The organism is Agarivorans aestuarii (assembly GCF_019670125.1).
In the GTDB taxonomy this organism is placed as follows: domain Bacteria; phylum Pseudomonadota; class Gammaproteobacteria; order Enterobacterales; family Celerinatantimonadaceae; genus Agarivorans; species Agarivorans aestuarii.
The window spans coordinates 247833-268038 of record NZ_AP023033.1 but is presented as its reverse complement, the minus strand read 5'-3'; the positions used below and the strand labels follow the sequence as shown (position 1 = coordinate 268038).

The following is a 20206-nucleotide window of genomic DNA, read 5'->3' as shown; positions in this document are numbered from 1 at the left end:
CACAAACGCTGCCCGAAGGGTTCGGCTAAAATCGTTTTATGCTTTGTTAAGACGTGTTTACCTAGAATGCTAGCCGACACACGCCTTACCGCGCCTAAAACGATTTTTCCGCGAACAAAATTTAACCGCGAACAAAATTTAACCGCGAAAGATTAACAGCCCCTAGTAAGTGCTGATATTTTTCAGCGCTTACCAGAAGAATATATCGTTAGAGCATGACGTTAAAATCGGTAGTTTAGCCCCAAATTTAAGCCCAATTGGGACCAATAACTACCCACAAAAGTAACTTGGCAGCCAGGGCCACACTCTATCCTGGTACCTTCGTTTACAAAGGTACCATATAAACGGCCTTCTAATTTTAAATCGAGGTTTTCAGTGAGGTGATAAAAGTAACCGCCACCTAAGCTAATAGAAAAGCGCTGGGTATCACTACCTGGGCTGGCAGCAAAATGGGTAACACCGGCGCCACCGCTGGCAAAGGTTTCAAAGTTTTCATATTGCCATCGGCGAGATGCGGTTAAATGAGCATATACCACGTCAACATCGGTATTGGCCGAGTCGTCCATCTCGGTGTTTTGCCAAGACACCAACGCTCCCACGTAGTTTTCGTAAGTCTCACGTTTGCGGTTTTCGCCACGACTAGTAGCAAAATCAAAGGCGGCCATATAAGAAGGAGCCGAACGAACCGAATAGGTCTGTTCAGTGTCTAGGTCGGTCATTTCGCCACCAAAAGTATAACCAGCACCAATGCTTACATCCGCGAGTGCGGGCAGCGAAACACAGCACGCCAATAATAATCCTATTTTTCTTAGCATCGGTCACCTCCTGTTAGACACATCAACAGTGTCTAACATTCAGTAACTTAAGCCAAGTTTAAATAGCCTTAAATTGATTGGTTATCACATCGTAATGGTAACCAATGGTTTCTAAACGGCGCGCTAAAGAACGCTCTTCAAAACCAAAGGTTAAGGCTAGGTCTTCTAGGCTGTTACACTCTAAGCGCAGTTTCTCATTCACAATACCTAATAAGATGTTGGCTTCGAGGTTCAACATATAGCTCGCATCCATAATTAACTCCTCATCTATTGGCTACATCGAGTTAATTTGAGCTTAGTTAAACAATCCTCACTTTTGTAGCTAAGCGCTAGCAACAATGCTGTATTTTTTTGTTTACTTAAGTGATAAGCAACAAAAAGCCCGGCGAGTGCCGGGCTTTAGTGAGGTAATCTTGTATTAAATATCAAACTGTTCGCGCATTAGTGCTTCATACTCGGTACACCCGCCAACGTGCTTCTCGTCAACAAAAATCTGCGGTACCGTTTCAACCGGCTTACCTACAGTTTTTTCAAGATCGGCTTTTGAGATGCCTTCAGCATGAATATCAACATAACGGTAGTTATAGTCTTCGTGTGCTTCGCTTAATTGCTCGGCGATCTGCTTGGCACGAACACAATAAGGGCAACCAGGGCGACCAAAAATTACTGCAAACATCTTAAACTCCAAAACCAATGTGAATTAGCCCTACTATAGCGGCTAGCTACTAAATAAAAAAATCGAATATTTCACTGTTAGCGATAGGTACTAGCTATCAAATCTTATAGACCTCGTCTGTTAGCTTTATCTTTCATCGCTCAACGCTCTTCAATTAAGCCTAACAAGCGTTGTTTAAGCAAACTGCTAAAGTCGTTACGCATTGCTTGGTCAACCATCGGTTCTACACAATTAACCGTAAGACTTAATGCGCCAGCGACACTCTGCGCGCCAAGCCAAAATATGGCCCCTACCAAATGCTGAGCGGCAGTAAAATAGTATTGCTGGGGAACTAAACCAGAACCTTCCAAAGAGTCAAACACCAGCTCTAAAGGCCCAAGATTAGATAGGTGTAAGCAATTGAACCTGCCAGCCACTTGTTGCATTTCATCATCGGCGCGGCGTGGTGCCTGCGCCTCCCACCAATTGTCGTTACACGACACCAAGTGCAGACCAGAGTCGACTTTCTCTTTATAGGCCTGTTTAATTTTCTGAGCGCGTTGCCAAAAGCCTTGCGATGAATCGTTAGCCACTTCAAAAGAAAACATAGAAACATAACAAGCCAGTTCTTGCTGATTTACCGGTGGTTCAACTATTGGTCGAACATTGGCATTACCGCCTGCACTTACTTTACTCACTGGTGAGCGAGCAATCTTTGCGGCTACTTCAATCGCTGCGCAATAAAGAGTAATAGTTAGGCTCACTTGATGCTTACGGCTTATCGCTAATAAACGCTGAGATTGTTGCTGGCTAAAATTCAACAGCTCCAGTTTATTCTGTTGGTTTTGCGTTAAACCAGCTTGGTTTAGCCATACTCCTGCTTGAGCCGGACTAATCGGAGTGGCAAAAGGGTTATCGTCAGGCGAGTACTCATCCATGGCCAAGGCTTGGTGAACGCCAGCGCGAATACTTAAGCGCTGAATATCTGGCACCATTTGTTGAGCCACTTGCTGGTGCCGCTCTAACCACTCAGCTAACAAAGAAGCCGCCGACAAGCCATCACAAATACTGTGATGCATGCTAATCACCAGAGCCGATTGCTGCTGACCTAACAAAACCGATACCCGCCAAAGCGGACCGCCAACGTTGAGCGGAGTATTAGTTTGTTGCTGCATGGAGTCACGCAGTGCTCGGGAAAATGGCAGCTTGCTTTCATCAATCTCCGCCACTTCAAGTTCTGGCTGGTTAGAACACTCTTGCCACTGCCATTGCTGCGCCACTTGTTTTAAACACAGTGACAAAAACGGGTGGCGAAGTTGCAATAACTGATGGATTCGCGGAATAAAGTGAGTGTTTATCTTACCTGTCACTGTCACCGCATTCACCACCAACATGGCACCCGTGCTGGTTAACTCGGCAAACAAAGATTCAGTTTTTCCCAATTGGCGAATCGTCATCATAACCCCCTAAAGCAAGTAAACTGCAGATAACTCAATAAGCAGCAATCATTGCATAGTTGGTGCTTTCACTTTCACTATCTGGATCACCATGTTGAGTATTAAGGCTAAAGCCATCACACTAAATATGATCGCCATCGCACTTGGGCTCGGCATAAAGGCAGTTGTTAAGCCACCAACGGCTAAGGCGGTAAGGGTCATCTGCGTTGTGCCACTTAAGGCAGACACCGTGCCAGCTTGCCCCGAAAAGTGTCCAAACAGACCAGATTGAGAAATAGGATAAATAGCTCCTACGCTAATGCTGATCAAACTCATCGCTACTATCACCCAAATTAACGTGCTTGCATGAGTGAGCAATATAAAGGCTGCAATAAAAGGCAGCAACGACGCTAGCAGCAAAATGTGTTGCTCTGGCCAGCGACCGTTAAAGCGGCGAGTAAAAGCACTGCCCAAAGCCAAGCCTGCAGCAGGGATTATCATCACTAAACCAAAATCATCAGCCGACAAACCAAAGCCATGCTGCAATACAAAAGGTGCGCTACTAATCATGTACATCAAACCAATGCTGGCGATCCAAGCAAAGCTAGAGTAATGAATAAAGTGGCGATCGAAGGCCAAGCTTAAGTAGTCGTTTGCCACACGGTTCAAGTTTAGCGGCGGGCCAACTTCTGTTTGGGTTTCTGGCAATAGCTTGGCAGCAATAATCAGTAAACTCGCGCCAGCAATACCTATGATCACAAATAGATAGTGCCAGCCCCAATAAGCCGTCACTATGCCGCCTATAACCGGACCTAAAACGGGAATAACCGACGCCGCCATGCCCAACCAAGCAAAACCATGCTTTAGCTCTTTACCGCGGTAACTGTCACTAATTAAACAGCGGGCCAGTATTTGGTTACTGCCTGCGCCTAAACCTTGAATAAGTACACCAGCTAATAACAAATCAAGATGATTAAAGCCCAAAAAGGTGAGTAGATTACCCAGCAGGAAGACTGCCTGCCCCATCCAAAATACCCGTCGCCTGCCATAACTATCGGCTAGCGGGCCATAAAATAGTTGGGATATGCCTAAGCCTAAAATAAACACCACAATAAGGCGCTGCACTAAATGCTCTTCTACCGCAAAATGCGTGGCCATTTCTGGTAAGGCAGGCGCCAGCAATCCATTGGTTAACTGGGAACAAGCAATAAAGGCAATAGAAAAAAACAGCGGGACTCGCGAATAGCTCACTAATAAACTCCAATACATCAGCGTTCTTCATTGTAAAACAAAGCCAAAAGCGGATAATCATTCATCAAAGACATGATTTATTTCCCAGCAGGAAACAATTAATCAAAGAGGCCGAATATGGATTGGTTGAACGCGGTGCAAACTTACGTAGCAGTGGTGGAAAGCAGCAGCTTTGTGCAAGCAGCGCAGCAACTCAACATTACTACCTCAGCCTGCAGTAAACGCATCTCTTGGTTAGAGTCACAATTGCATTGCCAATTGCTATTACGTACCACTCGCAGGGTGCGCACCACCGAGCAAGGCCAGCAGTTTTATTTGCAAAGTTGCGATTGGTTAAGCCAGTTCAATAATATGCGCCAACAACTTGGCCCCTCTAGTCTTGGCTTAACAGGCAGCCTCACTATTGGCGCTCCTGCGGTGTCGGGCAGTTTATTTGTGACGCCCTTAATAGCTTCGTTTTTACCAAAGCATCCGCACCTTAATATTGAGTTATTAGAGGTAGAGCCAGGGGAAATTCCAGATTTATCACTCGACATTGTAGTAACGCGCCAGTTAGACAATTTTGATAGCACTAGCTATCGCATGCTGCATCTATTTAATTACGCGGTGAAGTGTTTTGCCAGCCCCACATTTTTAGCCGGCTGCGGCCCAATACAAAGCGCAAAGCAACTGCAAGCTCTACCGCTATTGTTGGTGCAAGGGCAAATCAAAGCAGGCGGTGTAAAACTAAATGAAGGCACTGTGCTTAACCAAGCTTGTCGCTTTGTTACTCATGACCCTATGGCAGCCATTCAAGCAGCTGTTCACCATATGGGCGTAGTATTAGTATCAGAAGATCTGGTACAACAACATCTATTAGACGGGAAGTTAGTTGAAGTGCTACCCGGCTTATTGTCTGAGCAACGCAGCGTATGCGCCTATTATCCAGCTCAGCGTTTCGAAAACCCCAATATCAGCGCCTTTTTACAGCACTTACGTGAACAAAGCCAAGGCGGTACTCCGCTTAACTAATTTCTATTTGCTGCTTTTCACTCACCTTAGCAACAGCTTTGGGCGCTTTAAGCATTAACAGGCCGTTGACTAATTCAGCGCTAATATCCTCAGCTTGAATTGCTTTACCAACATTAATGTTTCTGCGGAAAAAGCCACTGCGGCGTTCTTTACGCAGTACACTGTCACCCTGCTGTTGGTGTTGCTGCTCAATTTTGGCTTGAATGCTCAACACACCATCGTGTAGCTGCACATCAATATCTTCCTTAGCCACACCAGGTAACTCGGCAACAAATAAGTAGCTATCTTCTTTGTCGATGATATCGACACGCGGTTGGAAAAACCCATCATCACGCATGGCAAATTGTGGGCTAAAAAGCTGCTCCCATAAATGGTCTTCTCCAAACCAATGATCTCTAGGTAACATGTTCATAATAAGCTCCTTAGTTAGAACCAACACTAAACAACAGCTTACTCAATTTAATTTTAGTAGAGACAAACTGGCCTAACAGGAAGTTGAGGCCAAAATAACTAGCGAGTTTGACCTAAAGCAAACTCATCGATAACTATTATTTTGAGGCTAAGAAAAGGTACAAATTATGCGGTAGGAGACGGGCATAAAAAAACCGCTAGCCAAAGCTAGCGGTTTAGGATGTAACAAGCGTTAGTTCGAGTCACGAGTTAAAAAGGCAACTACGGGGTAGTTTACTCGGCCGCTTCAACATCTGATTCGCATTCTTTTGCTTCAATATCTTCACTGATTGGAAGGCGCACAAAAAAACCTTTACCAGTTGCAAAACAACGCATCGTTTGTTGTTGGTCTTGTTCCATTTAGATAAATCTCCTAAGTTGTTGCAAGGGTGAAAAAGTTAAATGTTATGTTTAATTTCTCGTTATATTTTGCTTATTGCCACTTGCGTAAGTAAGGCTAGCTAGTGAATAAAAATTGCACAAGAAATAATCAGTAAAAATTCCATTTAGCCAAACATTTCTTGATCTAGCTCAGTCTTGCGGGAGGTAATCTATAGGCTTTTGCTAGAAATGTGAAGTACTAATTTACCACTTTGGGGATGCAAGCCAAATCCACAAAAAATAATACCCATAAAAAACAACAACTTAAAAACAAGGCAAAATATAAGAAAATATTACTTATAGCTTTTTGGCATGTATAAAATGTGTTTTATATCTGTTTGGCTATATTCGGGTTAAGCCGAGAAAATAACAATAGATGAATCAGTTACTTACACCGAGCTATCATTCAAACAAAGCCTAGTGAATAATTATTCAAAATAGTAACTAATGACATAAAAGACAGTTATAAAACTAGAGCGCAGGCCGCTCACAGGCTAGGCTTAGCGCTTTTTGATTTTTACGAAATCGAAGAAAAGCCATAATGCAATAATGGTTGCCGACACCACCACGCCATATTCTAGATAAAGGTGGATATAACCGAGAAAAAAGCTTACTGCGGGTAAAACTAATACAAGCATTAAGGCCAACAACAAATAGCCCAAGATAATCTCCTCTTTTTTTAGGAGTATATCCTGATGATTTACCCTCAAGCCATATCAAAATTAACATTTCGTGAAGGTTTTAATCTGCTGGGAATTAAAGAAGAAGAAATAGCGGTTTAGAAAACCTGATTTGATAATACTAAAAACAGCAAAAGCCTAAGTTTATTTACCCAGAGCTGGCTATAAAGTAAACACCGGCATTGCACTTAGCATCAACAGTGCTCATCAAGATAGATGGCCAGTTACTCAAAGTAAGACTTTAGCTGCAGCTGTACGTGGCCATCTTTCCATACTGTGGTGTCGATTTGCGTTTTGCAAATTGCACACAGCGTTTTGTTCGACAAGGTTAAGTGGCCCGACAAACGGTTACCTTTGGCACGAAACAACAAGTTATTTTGCGCTTGCCAGCGCACTCCACCACGCCAATTTGCACGCCATTGCGGCACTTGCTGGTAACGTAAAAATTCAGATTGCTCGGTAGTATTAGTAGGAAGCTGATTACTGCTAGCGCTGCGAGCACTAAAATGCTGTTCTTGTAACCAATTAATATCATTGAATAAATCACTAGAAGCTTGAGGTTGTTCGAGCTCGTTCTCAACACTAAAGTCGAGCGCCAGTTTAGGCTTTGCCTGAACCATGTTTGCCAACACCAATACTGCAATCATTAACGATAATGCAATACCCATAACAACCTCCAACGCAACGTTAGTTTAGTGAACTACTTCCTCTTATGGTTTGGTTTACATCTCGCACCTTGCCAAGCTTGGTAAGGTGCTTTTATTAAAGAGTAGTAGACGCAATGGGTTCTTGCTATTTCCATGCCACTACTAAGCTTTTACACAGGTGCGCGTTACATTCTGCTAACTTTATTCAACCTAGGCATAACCTATCACACCGATAAACTTTACAAATTGGTTTGACCAATGGAAATAAGCGATACTTTTGTGCGAAGTTACTTGACTGTTAGGCCGTAGTTTTCTTTCATACACACCAAATGCGAAAAATTAGCTAACATGCAGTAGCTAACAAACATTTAATATGCAGCGACGTGTTGCCAACACAGCAACTCAACATAACAACCATTAGCAGGAACACACTATGCAAATCGGAATACCTAAGGAGATCTTCGACCAGGAGAGCCGGGTAGCCGCCACCCCAAAAACCGTAGAGCAGTTGCTTAAACTAGGCTTCTCTGTGGCAGTGGAAAGCGGTGCAGGAACAGCAGCCAGCTTTAATGATGATGCTTATAGCGAAGCAGGCGCAGAAATTGTAAGCAAAGAGCAAGCATTTCAAGCTGACCTCATCTTTAAGGTTAACGCTCCACTAGACGGAAGCGACAACACCACCGACGAACTTTCTCTTATAAAGGAAGGCGCAACGGTAGCCAGTTTTGCATGGCCTGCACAAAATCCAGAATTGCTTGAAAAATTTAAAGCAGCCAAGGTTAACTTATTAGCCATGGACATGGTGCCACGGATTTCTCGTGCTCAATCATTGGACGCACGTAGCTCGCTAGCCAACGTAGACGGCTACCGCGCAGTGGTAGAAGCAGCCAACCACTTCGGCCGCTTCTTTACCGGTCAAATTACAGCTGCGGGTAAAGTACCACCAGCTAAAGTATTGGTAATTGGTGCAGGTGTAGCCGGTTTGGCTGCCATTGGTACCGCTGGTAGCTTGGGCGCCATTGTTCGCGCCTTTGATACTCGCCCAGAAGTAAAAGAGCAAATTAACTCTATGGGCGCCGAGTTCCTAGAGCTTGATTACGAAGAAGAAGATACTGGCAGCGGTGACGGCTACGCAAAAGAAATGAGCGCAGCCTTTATTGAAGCCGAAATGGCCTTGTTCCGCGAACAAGCCAAAGATGTAGACATCATCATTACCACCGCATTAATTCCAGGCCGCCCAGCACCAAAGCTGATTTTGGCCGACATGGTTGAATTAATGAAGCCAGGTAGCGTAATTGTTGATTTAGCAGCAGCCACTGGCGGTAACTGTGAGTTAACCGAGCCTGGCGAAATTGCCGTTAAGCACGATGTAACCATTGTCGGCTTAACCGATATTTCTCGCCGTTTGCCTGCTCAAGCTAGCCAACTTTACGGCACCAACTTAGTAAACCTACTTAAGTTACTTAGCCCAGAGAAAAATGGCGAAATCAACATCGACTTCGAAGACGAAGTTTTACGTGGCGTAGCCTCGGTTAAAGATGGCGAAATCACTTTCCCACCACCAGCAATTCAAGTAAGTGCTCAGCCTCAAGCCGAAGCACCAGCTGCAGAGCCGGCTCCAGTGGAAGAAGAAAAACCAAGCAAGCCTTGGCTAAAACCAGTGCTAGCAGCAGCCGGTGCAGCCGCTTTTGCTTGGGTAGCCGACGCAGCACCAGCAGACTTTGTACAACACTTCACTGTGTTCTTGCTGGCTTGTGTAGTGGGTTACTACGTAGTTTGGAACGTAACACATGCCTTGCACACTCCATTAATGAGTGTAACCAACGCCATTAGCGGCATTATTATTGTGGGCGCCTTAGTCCAGATGAAAGCCGACACCTCCTGGGTAGTACTACTGCTCTCGGGTATCGCCGTGCTTATCGCCACCATTAATATCGCCGGTGGTTTTACTGTGACTCAGCGGATGCTGAAAATGTTCCGTAAAGACGACTAAGGAGAAATAGTCACATGTCTCAAGGTATAGTTTCTGCAGCGTATTTAATCGCTGCCCTATTGTTTATCTTCAGCCTAGCCGGCCTAAGTAAACAAGAAACCGCTCAGCGCGGTAACATCTTTGGCATCATCGGTATGGTTATCGCCGTACTCGCCACATTAGCTAGCACCCAAGTAACCGGCGGTAGCTGGATTATTACCCTAGCCATGGGTATTGGTGCCGCTATTGGCATCCGTTTAGCACTTAAAGTTGAAATGACCGAAATGCCAGAGCTGGTTGCTATTTTGCACAGTTTCGTAGGTATGGCAGCAGTATTGGTTGGTTTCTCAAGTGCTATCGACCACGGCTCGTTAATTGATTCAGTTACTGGCTTAATTGACCCAGTAGCAAAATCTATTCACGACGTAGAAGTATTCCTAGGTATCTTTATTGGTGCAGTAACCTTCACCGGTTCGGTAGTAGCCTTTGGTAAACTTCGCGGCCTTATTAGCAGTGCCCCTAAAGCCCTACCAGGCGCTCACTGGTTAAACTTAGGCATGATTGTGGTATCAATCTACCTAGGTAGTGTATTCATGGACAGCGGCTCTATGTGGCCACTGGTTATCATGACCTTTATCGCCTTTGTATTTGGTTACAACCTAGTATCTGCTATCGGCGGCGCCGACATGCCAGTAGTTGTATCGATGCTTAACTCATACTCTGGTTGGGCAGCAGCAGCGGCAGGTTTCATGCTAGGCAACGACTTGCTAATTGTAACCGGTGCGCTAGTAGGTAGCTCGGGTGCGATTCTGTCTTACATTATGTGTAAAGCAATGAACCGCTCGTTCATCAGCGTAATCTTAGGTGGCTTTGGCTCAGAAGGCGGCACAGTTGTAGCTAGCGACGTAGACCAAGGCGAGCACACCGAAGTGCAAGCTGAAGACGTAGCCGAAATGCTAAAAGACGCAAACGAAGTGATTATCGCCCCAGGTTACGGCATGGCAGTAGCACAAGCCCAATACCCAGTAGCGGAAATTACCAAGCAGCTACGTGATAAAGGCATAAACGTACGTTTTGCTATTCACCCAGTAGCCGGTCGTTTACCAGGCCACATGAACGTATTGTTAGCCGAAGCCAAAGTCCCTTACGACATCGTAATGGAAATGGACGAGATTAACGAAGACTTCGCCTCTACCGACGTTGTGCTAGTAATTGGTGCTAACGACACGGTTAACCCTGCAGCTAAAGAGCCAGGCAGCCCAATTGCTGGTATGCCAGTGCTTGAAGTATGGGATGCGAAGAAGGTAGTAGTATTTAAACGTTCAATGGCGACTGGTTATGCTGGTGTTCAAAACCCATTGTTCTTTAAAGAGAATACAGACATGTTGTTTGGTGATGCTAAAGAAACGGTTCAGAAGATTCTTTCTCATATCTAATCAGATAACTTGTTAAATATGAAAGCCGCTCATTGAGCGGCTTTTTTGTTCTTCTTGAAATCTACTTTTGTTAATCAAATACCTTACTCTACATTTCGGTATTTTGACGCTAATAGTTTATCTTAAACAATTAACGTTGGTGTTCGCTTCACTTGCGGATTTCGCCCTGACGGCGACTTCCTTTTTCTTTGAACAGCCAAAGAAAAACTAAGGAAAAAGAAAGGCTGCCCCAGCATCATCTTCTTCCTGCGTTGCTCACTCACTGCGGCGTCAAAACAACTCGCTACGCTCAAACAGGTTTTGCCTATACCCGCAGCTCGCTTGCGCTACTCGGCGATGATGAGGGGGAAGGAAGATCAAGAGCCCAGCTAGCTAGATAAACAGAAAAAACTTAACACTCCCACTCTTTGCTCTTTGCTCTTTGCTCTTTGCTCTTTGCTCTTTGCTCTTTGCTCTTTAGGACCATCATCTCCGCTGAGTAGCGAAGTAAACAAGGGATTAAACCGAGGACTGTTTGAGCGTAGCGAGTTTCCGAAGGTGCCCTTGTTTGCGAGCAACGGAGGAGCTAAGGAGATGCGGGCTGCCTTTCTTTTGTGTACTTTTCTTTGGCAGAGCAAAGAAAAGTACATCGCCGCCAAGGCGAAACCCGAACCCACAAAGTACCTCGTCAGCAAAAGTGGACGACAAGTTGCCCAATCCATAAACCATGATTCCCGCTGAGTATCGCGGTAAATCAACGAATAAGCCGAGGACTGTTTGAGCGCAGCGAGTTTCCGTAGGCGCGTTGATTTATGAGAAACGCAAGATTCAAGGGAATGCGGGGCGGCCTTTCTTTTGTACACTTTTCTTTGGCCGCGCAAAGAAAAGTGTATCGCCGGCAAGGCGAAACCTAAGCCAACACCAAGCAGTGGTTCAAATGAAACTAATATAAATTCAAGCTCACAGCTCTGCTTTCAATACACCATCATCTCCGCCGAGTAGCGGAGTAAACAAGAGATGAAACCGAGGACTGTTTGAGCGTAGCGAGTTTCCGAAGGTGCTCTTGTTTGCGAGCAACGGAGGAGCTAAGGAGATGCGGGCTGCCTTTCTTTTGTGTACTTTTCTTTGGCAGAGCAAAGAAAAGTACATCGCCGCCAAGGCGAAACCCGAACCCACAAAGTACCTCGTCAGCAAAAGTGGACGACAAGTTGCCCAATCCATAAACCATGATTCCCGCTGAGTATCGCAGTAAATCAATGAATAAGCCGAGGACTGTTTGAGCGCAGCGAGTTTCCGTAGGCGCGTTGATTTATGAGAAACGCAAGATTCAAGGGAATGCGGGCGGCCTTTCTTTTGTGCACTTTTCTTTGGCCGCACAAAGAAAAGTGTATCGCCGGCAAGGCGAAACCTGAACCAACACCAAGCATTGGCTCAAAATAAAACGAATGAAGCCTCAAGCATGCTGTTCTGCTTTCAATACACCATCATCGCCGCCAAGCCAAAACCTGAGCCCACAAAGTACATCGCAAGCAAAATGGTTAACGAGAAGAGGAAGCTTACAAATACAAAAAAACCGCTAATTAGCGGTTTCTTCTCAAACTAACATCCCATTACCACATCAAATCATCTGGGATTTGATAATCAGCATATGGGTCATCTTCATCAATCACATCTTGGCTTGGGTCGTTAATTAGCACAACTACGCTTTCATCACGCTGGGCAATCTTTTCCGCCACAATCGTAGGGACGACTTCATAAGCTTCGCCCAGAGTAACAATGGCTAAGCGGCCGTTACTAAGCTGCTTACGCAGTTCTTCGGTAACATAAATCTTTTTAATTAGGCCTTCGTGGGTGAAGTTGTAAGCTTCTTCGCCACGCTTTCTGTCTAACATGTTCATCTCAATCAATTGCTTGATTTGAGCGGCAACAGCTTTTTTGGCTTTCTCGGCATTTTGTTGCTGAGCTAATTCAGCGTCACGTTGTTGTTGGTCAAGCTTGGCTTGCTCGGCAGCTGCTTTTACTTCCTTGGCCAAGGTGCGTGATTTTTTATTGGTTTTGCCTACTTTTTTGGCTTTTTTCTTGTCAACTAAACCAGCTTTAAGCATCTGCTCTTGCAGCGATAACTTGGCCATAGCAAATCTATACCTTTGAATTCGATGGGTGAATTTATAATGCAGCACTACGGCCACTAAAGGCCTAGATAATACGTGAAGCGGCTACAAATTTGAACCTATAGCGAACAAGTTAACCAGGCCTACTCGGCTTGTGGCGCTAGGGTTAACGACAAAGGTTGATCTTGCGGATAGCCCGACAAATCAATCTCGCTGCCATTAAGTTTTAAGCTAAAACCCTCGATTTGAGAAAAGTACAAGGATGCTGGGTGCATTACCTGCCAAGTGCGCAGATCGCCCATGCCTAACCAGCCATCAAATACCACTTTATCGCGGCCATCAATAAGCAGTAATTCGGCTCGGTTGTCGGCTTCAATTTCTAGCTCTATAACTTGCTCTGGCTTTAAGGCTTCTGGTTGCCACAAATCACTTGGAGCGACCCAGTAGTAGGTTCTTGCGCCTTGCCAACGATGGGGTAACTGAGCAGGTGGACGAATTGGGTAAATAGGTCGAATTGGGCGTTCAATAGGATGGCTAGGGATTGGGCGCTCTATGGGTTGCTCGGGTTTGTGTAACTGCGCTGGGCGAGCGGCCTGTTCCGCCATACAGGCTTCTATAACGCCAATCGCTAACAGCAAAGCCAAACCTATATTACAAAGAAACCTTAGCATTTCTCGCCCCAACCACAGTTAAACCCTTGATTAGTAATAATAGCCGAAAAATTCATATATACTCTTGGTACATGATCATATTTACAGTGGTTTAAGTGGAATTAAGCAGCCTGCCCATCACCGCACTTAAAGGAGTGGGTGACAAACTTGCCGAAAAACTCCTACGCCTACATATTCGCAATGTCGGCGACTTGCTGCTGCACTTACCCCTGCGTTATGAAGACCGCACTCGCGTATGGCCAATTAATGATTTACTGCACGGCGCGCATGTTTCGGTGCATGGCGAAATTACCAAGGTGGAAACCATTCACGCCCGTCGCCGCATGCTAACGTGTCGCATCAGCGATGGCAGCGGCAGTATTACACTGCGCTTTTTCAACTTTAATAACGGCCAAAAGGCTGCCATGCAACAGGGTAAGTGGATGCGTTGCTTTGGCGAAGCTAAGCGCGGTAAACATGGTTGGGAAATGATCCACCCGGAATACAGCATTGTTGCCGATCCTAGTGCACCCTTAATGGATGAAAAGCTTACCCCGGTTTATCCCACTACCGAGGGTTTAAAGCAACTCAATTTGCGTAAACTCAGCGAGCAAGCTTTTAAGTTGCTAGAGCAATATCCCTTGGTAGATTGGCTACCACCCGCATTACGCCCCCATGGTTTAGATCTTAACCAAGCCTTAATGCAGCTGCATCGCCCCGATCCAGATACCAAGCTCAGCTTGTTAGAAGAAGGCCGACATCCTGCCCAGCAGCGTTTGGTATTAGAAGAACTAGCCGCCCACCAGCTCAGCATGTTAAAGCTACGCCAAGAGCAACAGCGCCAAGCGGCCATTGCTTTACCGCTTGCCAGTGACTTAGAACAGCAATTTTTAGCCCAGCTCCCCTTTAAACCAACCAATGCCCAACAACGGGTGGTGGCCGAAATTAAAAGCGATACCCAGCAGCCACATGCCATGATGCGTTTGGTACAAGGCGATGTAGGCAGTGGCAAAACCTTAGTAGCAGCAATGGCGGCTTTGCAGGCCTTAGCTAATGGTTACCAAGTGGCGCTGATGGCGCCCACCGAAATATTGGCCGAGCAGCATGCGCTTAACTTTGCCAAATGGTTCGAGCCCCTAGGCATTAAAGTTGATTGGCTTGCCGGCAAACAAAAAGGCAAAGCTCGCAACGAGGCTATGGAGCGCATAGCCAGCGGCGAAGCGCAAATGGTAGTGGGTACTCATGCCATTTTCCAAGAGCAAGTGCAGTTTGCCAAACTCGCCTTAGTGATTATCGACGAACAACACCGCTTTGGGGTGCACCAACGTATGGCCTTGCGGGAGAAGGGCGCCGCTGTAGATGGCAGCAACACTTTACCCCATCAGTTAATTATGACGGCTACCCCTATCCCTCGCACCTTGGCGATGACGGCCTATGCCGATTTGGAGCTGTCGATTATTGATGAGCTGCCGCCCGGACGAACCCCAATTAAAACCGTGGCCCTGCCAGATACTCGTCGTGAGCAAGTGATCGAACGGGTGTATCAGGCTTGCCATAACGACGGGCGCCAAGCATATTGGGTTTGTACCTTAATTGAAGAATCAGAAGTCCTGCAGTGCCAAGCAGCCGAAGACACCGCCGATACCTTACAAAAACAACTACCCGATTTACGCATTGGTTTAGTGCATGGCCGCATGAAACCGCAAGAAAAACAGTGGGTAATGGAGCAGTTCAAAAACCATCAGCTTGATTTACTGGTGGCTACCACCGTAATCGAGGTGGGTGTGGATGTACCTAACTCCAGTTTAATGATTATAGAAAACCCCGAACGTTTAGGTTTAGCTCAGCTCCACCAGTTACGTGGCAGGGTGGGTCGTGGCCAAGTAGAAAGCCACTGCGTATTGATGTACCACAGCCCCTTATCTAAAACCGCCAGTTCTCGTTTAAGTGTATTGCGCGACAGCACCGACGGTTTTGTAATTGCCCAACGCGATATGGAAATTAGAGGCCCTGGCGAACTACTTGGCACCAAGCAAACCGGTTTAGCCGAATTTAAAATTGCCGACTTAGTACGAGACCAAGCAATGATAGCTGAAGCGCAGCGCCTAGCTAAACAACTTCTTCAGCAAACACCGGTTGCTATTGAGCCCTTAATTGACCGTTGGTTAGCCGGCCGCGAACAATTCGCTCAAGCTTAGCAACATATGACTCTCTGTTAGTTGATACTGAAGATCTCATCACGGCATTTTTCTACCAAAATCTCCTGCAACCATAGGTACAAAGGGTTTTGTCGATTGCGATAGTGGAAAACATAACCAGTATCGTACTTCAGCGCTAAACCTTTAAAGTCTTCACTTAGCTGTAATTGCCTAATGCCAGGGATATCTTCTGGTGGGTAATAAGTCACACTTGGGTAGACTAAATCACTCACCCGTAATACATCCATAATCGAACCCGGCAGTTCGGAACGATAACCAATGGTCACTTCTACGCCATAGGCAGCCAAAAACTTTTCTGCCTCGGTGCGAGCAGGGCTCCAACCTGGAACATGAATTAAAGCAGTAGAGTAATGTTCAAAATCTTGCGGGGTGACAATGTCGTCACCAATTGGATGAGCATCACGCGCATAAACATAAATAGGCTGGCGCCATAAACGTCGTTGCACTAGCTCTTTCGAGCCTTCTACCGGCAATAAACACAAGCCAAAATCAATTTGCCCGCGCTGAATCAGCTCGCAAGTATCGGCTCCCCAAGTAGCCACTTGCAGACGTAGATCCGGCGCATGCTGCTGCAATGCCACAAACAAACGCTTAGCGACCGACGCTAATAACATTGGGTGCATAGCAACTTTTAGTACGCCTTCTAACTTAGCTGGGTCAAAGTCATTATGGTGGTCAACAACGTTAGCAAGCTCAGCTAAAATGCTTGGTAAGCTAAGCGATAACTGTTCGGCTTTTGGGGTGGCAATAAGCCCATGTTGAGCACGTACGAAAAGCTCATCGGCAAAATGCTCACGCAGTTTTTGCAAGCTGCGGCTAATCGCTGGCTGACTAACATTCATACGTTCGGCAGTGCGGCGCGTATTAAGCTCTTGCGCTAACACCACAAACACTTTTAGTAAATTTAAATCTAGCGTCTCAAAGGAACTATTGGTCACCTACTTCCTCCAGCATTATTCTCCAGTAAGCCCCTTAAACATTAGCAATGAATCGCGCTAAGCTCATCATTTTTCGAAGAAGCTAGGCATTTACTGAGAATCAACACATAAACTGTGGTGGCAGGCACAAAAAAGCCGCTACGGCTGAGCGGCTTTTCAAATATAAACTCTATAACTGGTTAATCATCTAGGTCTTTGTCGTACCAACCTCGGCTGCAATCAACCGCCCGCTTCCAACCTTTGTATAACCGTTCTCGTTTCGCCTCATCACCATCAGGAGAGAAGCAACGATCTGGAGTATTGCTCTCGGCCAAGCTTTCTACGCTCTCCCAGTAACCCACCGCCAAGCCAGCTAAGTAAGCAGCGCCTAAGGCGGTAGACTCGATCAGCGAAGGGCGTACCACTTCGGTACCCAGCGCATCAGCCTGAAACTGTAACAAGAAATCATTGGCTACTGCGCCGCCGTCTACTCGCAATTGTTTTAGCGAAATCCCAGCATCGGCTTGCATGGCTTCTAATAAGTCTCGGCTTTGATAAGCAATCGATTCAAGTGCAGCCCGAATAATATGGTTACGGTTAGCGCCTCGGGTTAACCCTACAATAGTACCGCGTGCGTAAGGGTCCCAGTAAGGTGCACCTAAACCCACAAAAGCAGGAACTAAGTATACCCCGTTGGTATCGTCTACCTTAGAGGCAAAATACTGGGTATCGGAGGCATCGCGAATCAATCCCATCTCGTCGCGCAACCATTGAATGGTAGCACCGCCCATAAATACACTGCCTTCTAGGGCGTAATTAACCTTGCCATCTAAAGAAAAAGCGATAGTGGTGAGCAAACCATGAGTTGACTTAACCGGTACTTCGCCAGTATTCATCAATAAAAAGCAGCCGGTGCCGTAGGTGTTTTTTGCCATGCCTTTGCGATAACACTGCTGACCAAATAGCGCCGCTTGTTGGTCGCCAGCAATACCGGCGATAGGAATACGCGTTCCACCTTTACCGCCAATATTGGTTTGGCCGTAGATTTCCGAACAGGCTTTCACTTCTGGCAGCATTTGTTTAGGCACACCCAGCATATCTAACAATTTATCATCCCATTGCAAGGTATGAATGTTAAACATCATAGTGCGAGAGGCATTGGTATAGTCGGTAACATGCACTCGCCCGTTAGTAAGCTTCCAAACTAACCAGCTATCAACCGTGCCAAACAGCAAGTCACCCGCTTCGGCTTTTTCGCGTGCGCCTTCTACATTATCTAAAATCCACTTTAGCTTTGAGCCAGAAAAGTAGGCATCTAAGATTAGGCCTGTAGTATCTTGAATGTACTCTTCCCAGCCTTGCTCTTTTAGCTCTTCACATAACTTAGTGGTGCGGCGACACTGCCAGACAATGGCATTATAAATAGGCTGGCCAGTGTTTTTGTCCCAAACAATGGTGGTTTCTCGCTGGTTGGTAATGCCAATCGCAGCAATTTGGTCACTGCGGATACCGGTTTTTGCCAAAACCTCGGTTAAAGATGCACTTTGGCTAGCCCATATCTCCATGGGATTGTGCTCTACCCAACCTGATTTTGGGAAAAACTGGCTAAATTCGCGCTGTACGCTGCCAACAATTTCAGAGTCTTGGTTAAAAATAATCGCTCTTGAGCTTGTTGTGCCCTGATCAAGGGCAACTATATATCGTGCGGTGTCCATTGATATTACGGTTCCAGATTAGCATTTATGTCTATTATGCTCGAAAACGAACATTTTAGAACATTTTTTTAACCGAAGCGTGACAAAACTTTAATTTCATTTCAGCAATTTCTCTAAAAAGCTGCGATGCAGTTTGCGGTATCGCTTTGTTAACCGTGACAAAAACTGCATTTTAAGTAGACTTATGACTGCGCTATAAAATGTATACCAATAAGAGAAACCCAGTTGTGAAGCAGACTCAACGCCATCAACAAATCTTGCAGGTGATAAAAACCCAAGGCTTTGTGGCTACCGAAGAATTAGTAGAATCACTTAATGTAAGCCCGCAAACCATTCGCCGCGACCTTAATGTATTGGCCGAACAGAAGCTGATTCACCGCCACCACGGTGGTGCTTCGTTACTATCGAGTAGCGTAGTGAACGACTCTTATTCCAGTAGAAAGATCAAACAACATCTTGAAAAAGAAAGCATTGCTCAGAAAATTGCCGAGCAGATCCCCAATGGCGCATCGCTGTTTTTGGATATTGGTACCACCGCCGAAACAATTGCTAGAGCACTATTGGAGCACCGCGATTTACGTATTATCACTAACAATATTCATGTTGCATCACTACTGATGGTTAAAGACGACTTTAATGTGATTATGGCCGGCGGCGCGTTGCGTAATAAAGATGGTGGCATAGTGGGTGAAGCCACCATCGACTTCATAAAACAATTTCGCCTAGATTATGGGGTAGTAACGGTTAGCGGCATTGATTTAGATGGCTCACTGCTGGATTTTGACTACCACGAGGTGCGTGTAACTCAAGCCATTATTGCTAGTTCGCGCAACGTTATTCTTGCCGCAGACCACAGTAAGTTTGGCCGTAACGCGATGATTAACATTGGCAATATCGCGCAAATTGACCACTTGTATACCGATCGACCAGTGCCACAAGACATCAGCGAAATCCTTAAACAACAAGACGTACAGTTAACACTTTGCCCTACTCAGTTAAGCAGTTAAGCGCTTGCGCAGCAGTTCACCAAGAAAGCCTTTATAGCTGGTAGCCTGTTCGGGACAAAGTTGCTGCAATTGGCTTAACTCTGCTTGGTTGATCTTGCCGCCCTCGCCATGGGCCAGTAAATAGTTATCAACCTGCATTTGGCTAAACCGCTCAATAGATTGGCGATACAGGCTAGGGTTAGAGATAGGAAACGGACAAATCAAACTGCCTTTCACCCGCAAGATGCAATCTGCCACATATAAGGTTTTTGTGGCTGGATGATAGAGCGATAAATCTCGGTCGGTATGACCGGGCGTAAAGTACACCAGCCAATCTTCAAACCCCGGTAAGCCCTGACCATCTTTAAGCCGATGGGTAAAGTTGAGTTTGGGCGAATACCACAAATTGGCTTTAGCCCGCCGATGCCGCTTCGCAACATAATGCGCTAAGGCCAAATCCACTAAATGCTTACACCTTCCGGCAATGCCTTGATACCACTCGCCAGGGTGTTCAGCTCCTGCAATAGAAAGCTTAAAACGGCGTTGCAAGTAACTGGCACCACCAGCATGATCTGGATGCATATGGGTTACCATCACCAGTTCTAGTTGGCTAAGTGGTCGTGCTAACTGTTCACAGATAAAACGCTTAAGCATTGCAACATCAGCGCGGCAACAGCCATCCAGCAAGAGTAATTTGTTCGGATACTCAATCAAAAAAATATTCTGAATATAGCCTTCCAACTGATGGATCTTCATAGCTTACCGCAAACAATTGTTAACAAGATGTAACAGTTTAGAGCAAATACTCCATGCAGACAAATCTAGCCGGCAAGCTTAAAAGCGCGTTTTGCACATTTTTTTTACATCGGTAATTGTTTTTTGATCACAAAATGCT

Annotated in this window: 19 protein-coding genes; 5 read left to right on the top strand and 14 right to left on the bottom strand. The window is 45.7% G+C overall.

What is annotated here, in order from left to right; genetic code table 11:
- Positions 1-221 precede the first annotated feature (221 nt).
- The 5 genes from K5609_RS01265 to K5609_RS01245 form a co-directional block, all read right to left on the bottom strand.
- Entirely contained in the window at positions 222-815 is a 594-nt protein-coding gene (locus K5609_RS01265; RefSeq protein WP_221075638.1) for a hypothetical protein, read from the bottom strand.
- A gap of 58 nt (positions 816-873) precedes the next feature.
- A complete protein-coding gene (locus tag K5609_RS01260) occupies positions 874-1068 on the bottom strand; it encodes a DUF4250 domain-containing protein (protein ID WP_016399845.1) in 195 nt (64 codons plus the stop codon).
- A 165-nt stretch (positions 1069-1233) separates the two neighbouring features.
- On the bottom strand, positions 1234-1491 hold the full coding sequence (locus K5609_RS01255; protein ID WP_016399846.1) for a GrxA family glutaredoxin: 258 nt from the start codon (positions 1489-1491) through the stop codon (positions 1234-1236).
- A gap of 140 nt (positions 1492-1631) precedes the next feature.
- Positions 1632-2930, bottom strand: a complete 1299-nt coding sequence (locus K5609_RS01250; RefSeq protein ID WP_221075637.1) for a condensation domain-containing protein — start codon at positions 2928-2930, stop codon at positions 1632-1634.
- Positions 2931-2975: 45 nt separating this feature from the next.
- Positions 2976-4175: a multidrug effflux MFS transporter gene (locus K5609_RS01245; protein ID WP_221075636.1), complete on the bottom strand. Its 1200-nt coding sequence runs from the start codon at positions 4173-4175 to the stop codon at positions 2976-2978.
- A 99-nt stretch (positions 4176-4274) separates the two neighbouring features.
- Between K5609_RS01245 and K5609_RS01240 the strand changes: the two genes are divergently transcribed.
- Positions 4275-5168: a LysR family transcriptional regulator gene (locus K5609_RS01240; protein WP_221075635.1), complete on the top strand. Its 894-nt coding sequence runs from the start codon at positions 4275-4277 to the stop codon at positions 5166-5168.
- On the opposite strand, the gene K5609_RS01235 is transcribed toward K5609_RS01240, so the two are convergent.
- The 4 genes from K5609_RS01235 to K5609_RS01225 form a co-directional block, all read right to left on the bottom strand.
- Complete coding sequence (locus K5609_RS01235) at positions 5161-5580, bottom strand: Hsp20/alpha crystallin family protein (RefSeq protein ID WP_221075634.1); 420 nt, start codon at positions 5578-5580, stop codon at positions 5161-5163. The two genes, K5609_RS01240 and K5609_RS01235, sit on opposite strands and share 8 nt — an antisense overlap.
- A gap of 272 nt (positions 5581-5852) precedes the next feature.
- A complete protein-coding gene (locus tag K5609_RS21805) occupies positions 5853-5978 on the bottom strand; it encodes a hypothetical protein (RefSeq protein WP_016399851.1) in 126 nt (41 codons plus the stop codon).
- A 521-nt stretch (positions 5979-6499) separates the two neighbouring features.
- Positions 6500-6661, bottom strand: coding sequence for a hypothetical protein (locus K5609_RS01230; protein WP_016399852.1), 162 nt, complete (start codon positions 6659-6661; stop codon positions 6500-6502).
- Positions 6662-6903: 242 nt separating this feature from the next.
- A complete protein-coding gene (locus K5609_RS01225; RefSeq protein ID WP_221075633.1) occupies positions 6904-7347 on the bottom strand; it encodes a hypothetical protein in 444 nt (147 codons plus the stop codon).
- Between the two features lie 412 nt (positions 7348-7759).
- Here K5609_RS01225 and K5609_RS01220 point away from each other — a divergent pair, with 412 nt between their 5' ends.
- Complete coding sequence (locus K5609_RS01220; protein WP_016399855.1) at positions 7760-9319, top strand: Re/Si-specific NAD(P)(+) transhydrogenase subunit alpha; 1560 nt, start codon at positions 7760-7762, stop codon at positions 9317-9319.
- 14 nt (positions 9320-9333) lie between these two features.
- Positions 9334-10734 (top strand): Re/Si-specific NAD(P)(+) transhydrogenase subunit beta, encoded by a 1401-nt coding sequence (gene pntB / locus K5609_RS01215; protein ID WP_221075632.1) that lies wholly within the window; start codon positions 9334-9336, stop codon positions 10732-10734.
- A gap of 1589 nt (positions 10735-12323) precedes the next feature.
- Here pntB and K5609_RS01210 read toward each other — a convergent pair.
- Entirely contained in the window at positions 12324-12845 is a 522-nt protein-coding gene (locus K5609_RS01210) for a DUF2058 domain-containing protein (protein WP_221075631.1), read from the bottom strand.
- 122 nt (positions 12846-12967) lie between these two features.
- Positions 12968-13495, bottom strand: a complete 528-nt coding sequence (locus tag K5609_RS01205) for a RodZ domain-containing protein (RefSeq protein WP_221075630.1) — start codon at positions 13493-13495, stop codon at positions 12968-12970.
- Between the two features lie 95 nt (positions 13496-13590).
- On the opposite strand from K5609_RS01205, the gene recG reads away from it, so the two are divergent.
- Entirely contained in the window at positions 13591-15672 is a 2082-nt protein-coding gene (recG, locus tag K5609_RS01200; RefSeq protein WP_221075629.1) for an ATP-dependent DNA helicase RecG, read from the top strand.
- A gap of 17 nt (positions 15673-15689) precedes the next feature.
- Here recG and K5609_RS01195 read toward each other — a convergent pair whose 3' ends face one another.
- Together K5609_RS01195 and glpK are read right to left on the bottom strand one after the other, a co-directional pair.
- Positions 15690-16631, bottom strand: coding sequence for a LysR family transcriptional regulator (locus tag K5609_RS01195; RefSeq protein WP_221075628.1), 942 nt, complete (start codon positions 16629-16631; stop codon positions 15690-15692).
- Positions 16632-16810: 179 nt separating this feature from the next.
- Positions 16811-18325: a glycerol kinase GlpK gene (gene glpK / locus K5609_RS01190; protein ID WP_152783725.1), complete on the bottom strand. Its 1515-nt coding sequence runs from the start codon at positions 18323-18325 to the stop codon at positions 16811-16813.
- A 227-nt stretch (positions 18326-18552) separates the two neighbouring features.
- Here glpK and K5609_RS01185 point away from each other — a divergent pair, with 227 nt between their 5' ends.
- Positions 18553-19332 carry a DeoR/GlpR family transcriptional regulator gene (locus K5609_RS01185; protein ID WP_016399865.1) on the top strand — a complete coding sequence of 260 codons (780 nt, stop codon included), beginning with the start codon at positions 18553-18555 and terminating at the stop codon, positions 19330-19332.
- On the opposite strand, the gene K5609_RS01180 is transcribed toward K5609_RS01185, so the two are convergent.
- Positions 19321-20067, bottom strand: coding sequence for an MBL fold metallo-hydrolase (locus K5609_RS01180; protein WP_221075627.1), 747 nt, complete (start codon positions 20065-20067; stop codon positions 19321-19323). The genes K5609_RS01185 and K5609_RS01180 overlap by 12 nt on opposite strands.
- Between the last annotated feature and the right edge of the window lie 139 nt (positions 20068-20206).

What these genes read in the sequence shown, in the direction of transcription:
- glpK (WP_152783725.1), bottom strand. Translation starts at nt 18,325, where the DNA reads ATGGACACCGCACGATATATAGTTGCCCTTGATCAGGGCACAACAAGC.
- K5609_RS01180 (WP_221075627.1), bottom strand. Translation starts at nt 20,067, where the DNA reads ATGAAGATCCATCAGTTGGAAGGCTATATTCAGAATATTTTTTTGATT.
- K5609_RS01250 (WP_221075637.1), bottom strand. Translation starts at nt 2,930, where the DNA reads ATGATGACGATTCGCCAATTGGGAAAAACTGAATCTTTGTTTGCCGAG.
- K5609_RS01210 (WP_221075631.1), bottom strand. Translation starts at nt 12,845, where the DNA reads ATGGCCAAGTTATCGCTGCAAGAGCAGATGCTTAAAGCTGGTTTAGTT.
- K5609_RS01260 (WP_016399845.1), bottom strand. Translation starts at nt 1,068, where the DNA reads ATGGATGCGAGCTATATGTTGAACCTCGAAGCCAACATCTTATTAGGT.
- pntB (WP_221075632.1), top strand. Translation starts at nt 9,334, where the DNA reads ATGTCTCAAGGTATAGTTTCTGCAGCGTATTTAATCGCTGCCCTATTG.
- K5609_RS01220 (WP_016399855.1), top strand. Translation starts at nt 7,760, where the DNA reads ATGCAAATCGGAATACCTAAGGAGATCTTCGACCAGGAGAGCCGGGTA.
- K5609_RS01245 (WP_221075636.1), bottom strand. Translation starts at nt 4,175, where the DNA reads ATGTATTGGAGTTTATTAGTGAGCTATTCGCGAGTCCCGCTGTTTTTT.
- K5609_RS01265 (WP_221075638.1), bottom strand. Translation starts at nt 815, where the DNA reads ATGCTAAGAAAAATAGGATTATTATTGGCGTGCTGTGTTTCGCTGCCC.
- K5609_RS01225 (WP_221075633.1), bottom strand. Translation starts at nt 7,347, where the DNA reads ATGGGTATTGCATTATCGTTAATGATTGCAGTATTGGTGTTGGCAAAC.
- K5609_RS01240 (WP_221075635.1), top strand. Translation starts at nt 4,275, where the DNA reads ATGGATTGGTTGAACGCGGTGCAAACTTACGTAGCAGTGGTGGAAAGC.
- K5609_RS01255 (WP_016399846.1), bottom strand. Translation starts at nt 1,491, where the DNA reads ATGTTTGCAGTAATTTTTGGTCGCCCTGGTTGCCCTTATTGTGTTCGT.
- K5609_RS01235 (WP_221075634.1), bottom strand. Translation starts at nt 5,580, where the DNA reads ATGAACATGTTACCTAGAGATCATTGGTTTGGAGAAGACCATTTATGG.
- K5609_RS01205 (WP_221075630.1), bottom strand. Translation starts at nt 13,495, where the DNA reads ATGCTAAGGTTTCTTTGTAATATAGGTTTGGCTTTGCTGTTAGCGATT.
- K5609_RS21805 (WP_016399851.1), bottom strand. Translation starts at nt 5,978, where the DNA reads ATGGAACAAGACCAACAACAAACGATGCGTTGTTTTGCAACTGGTAAA.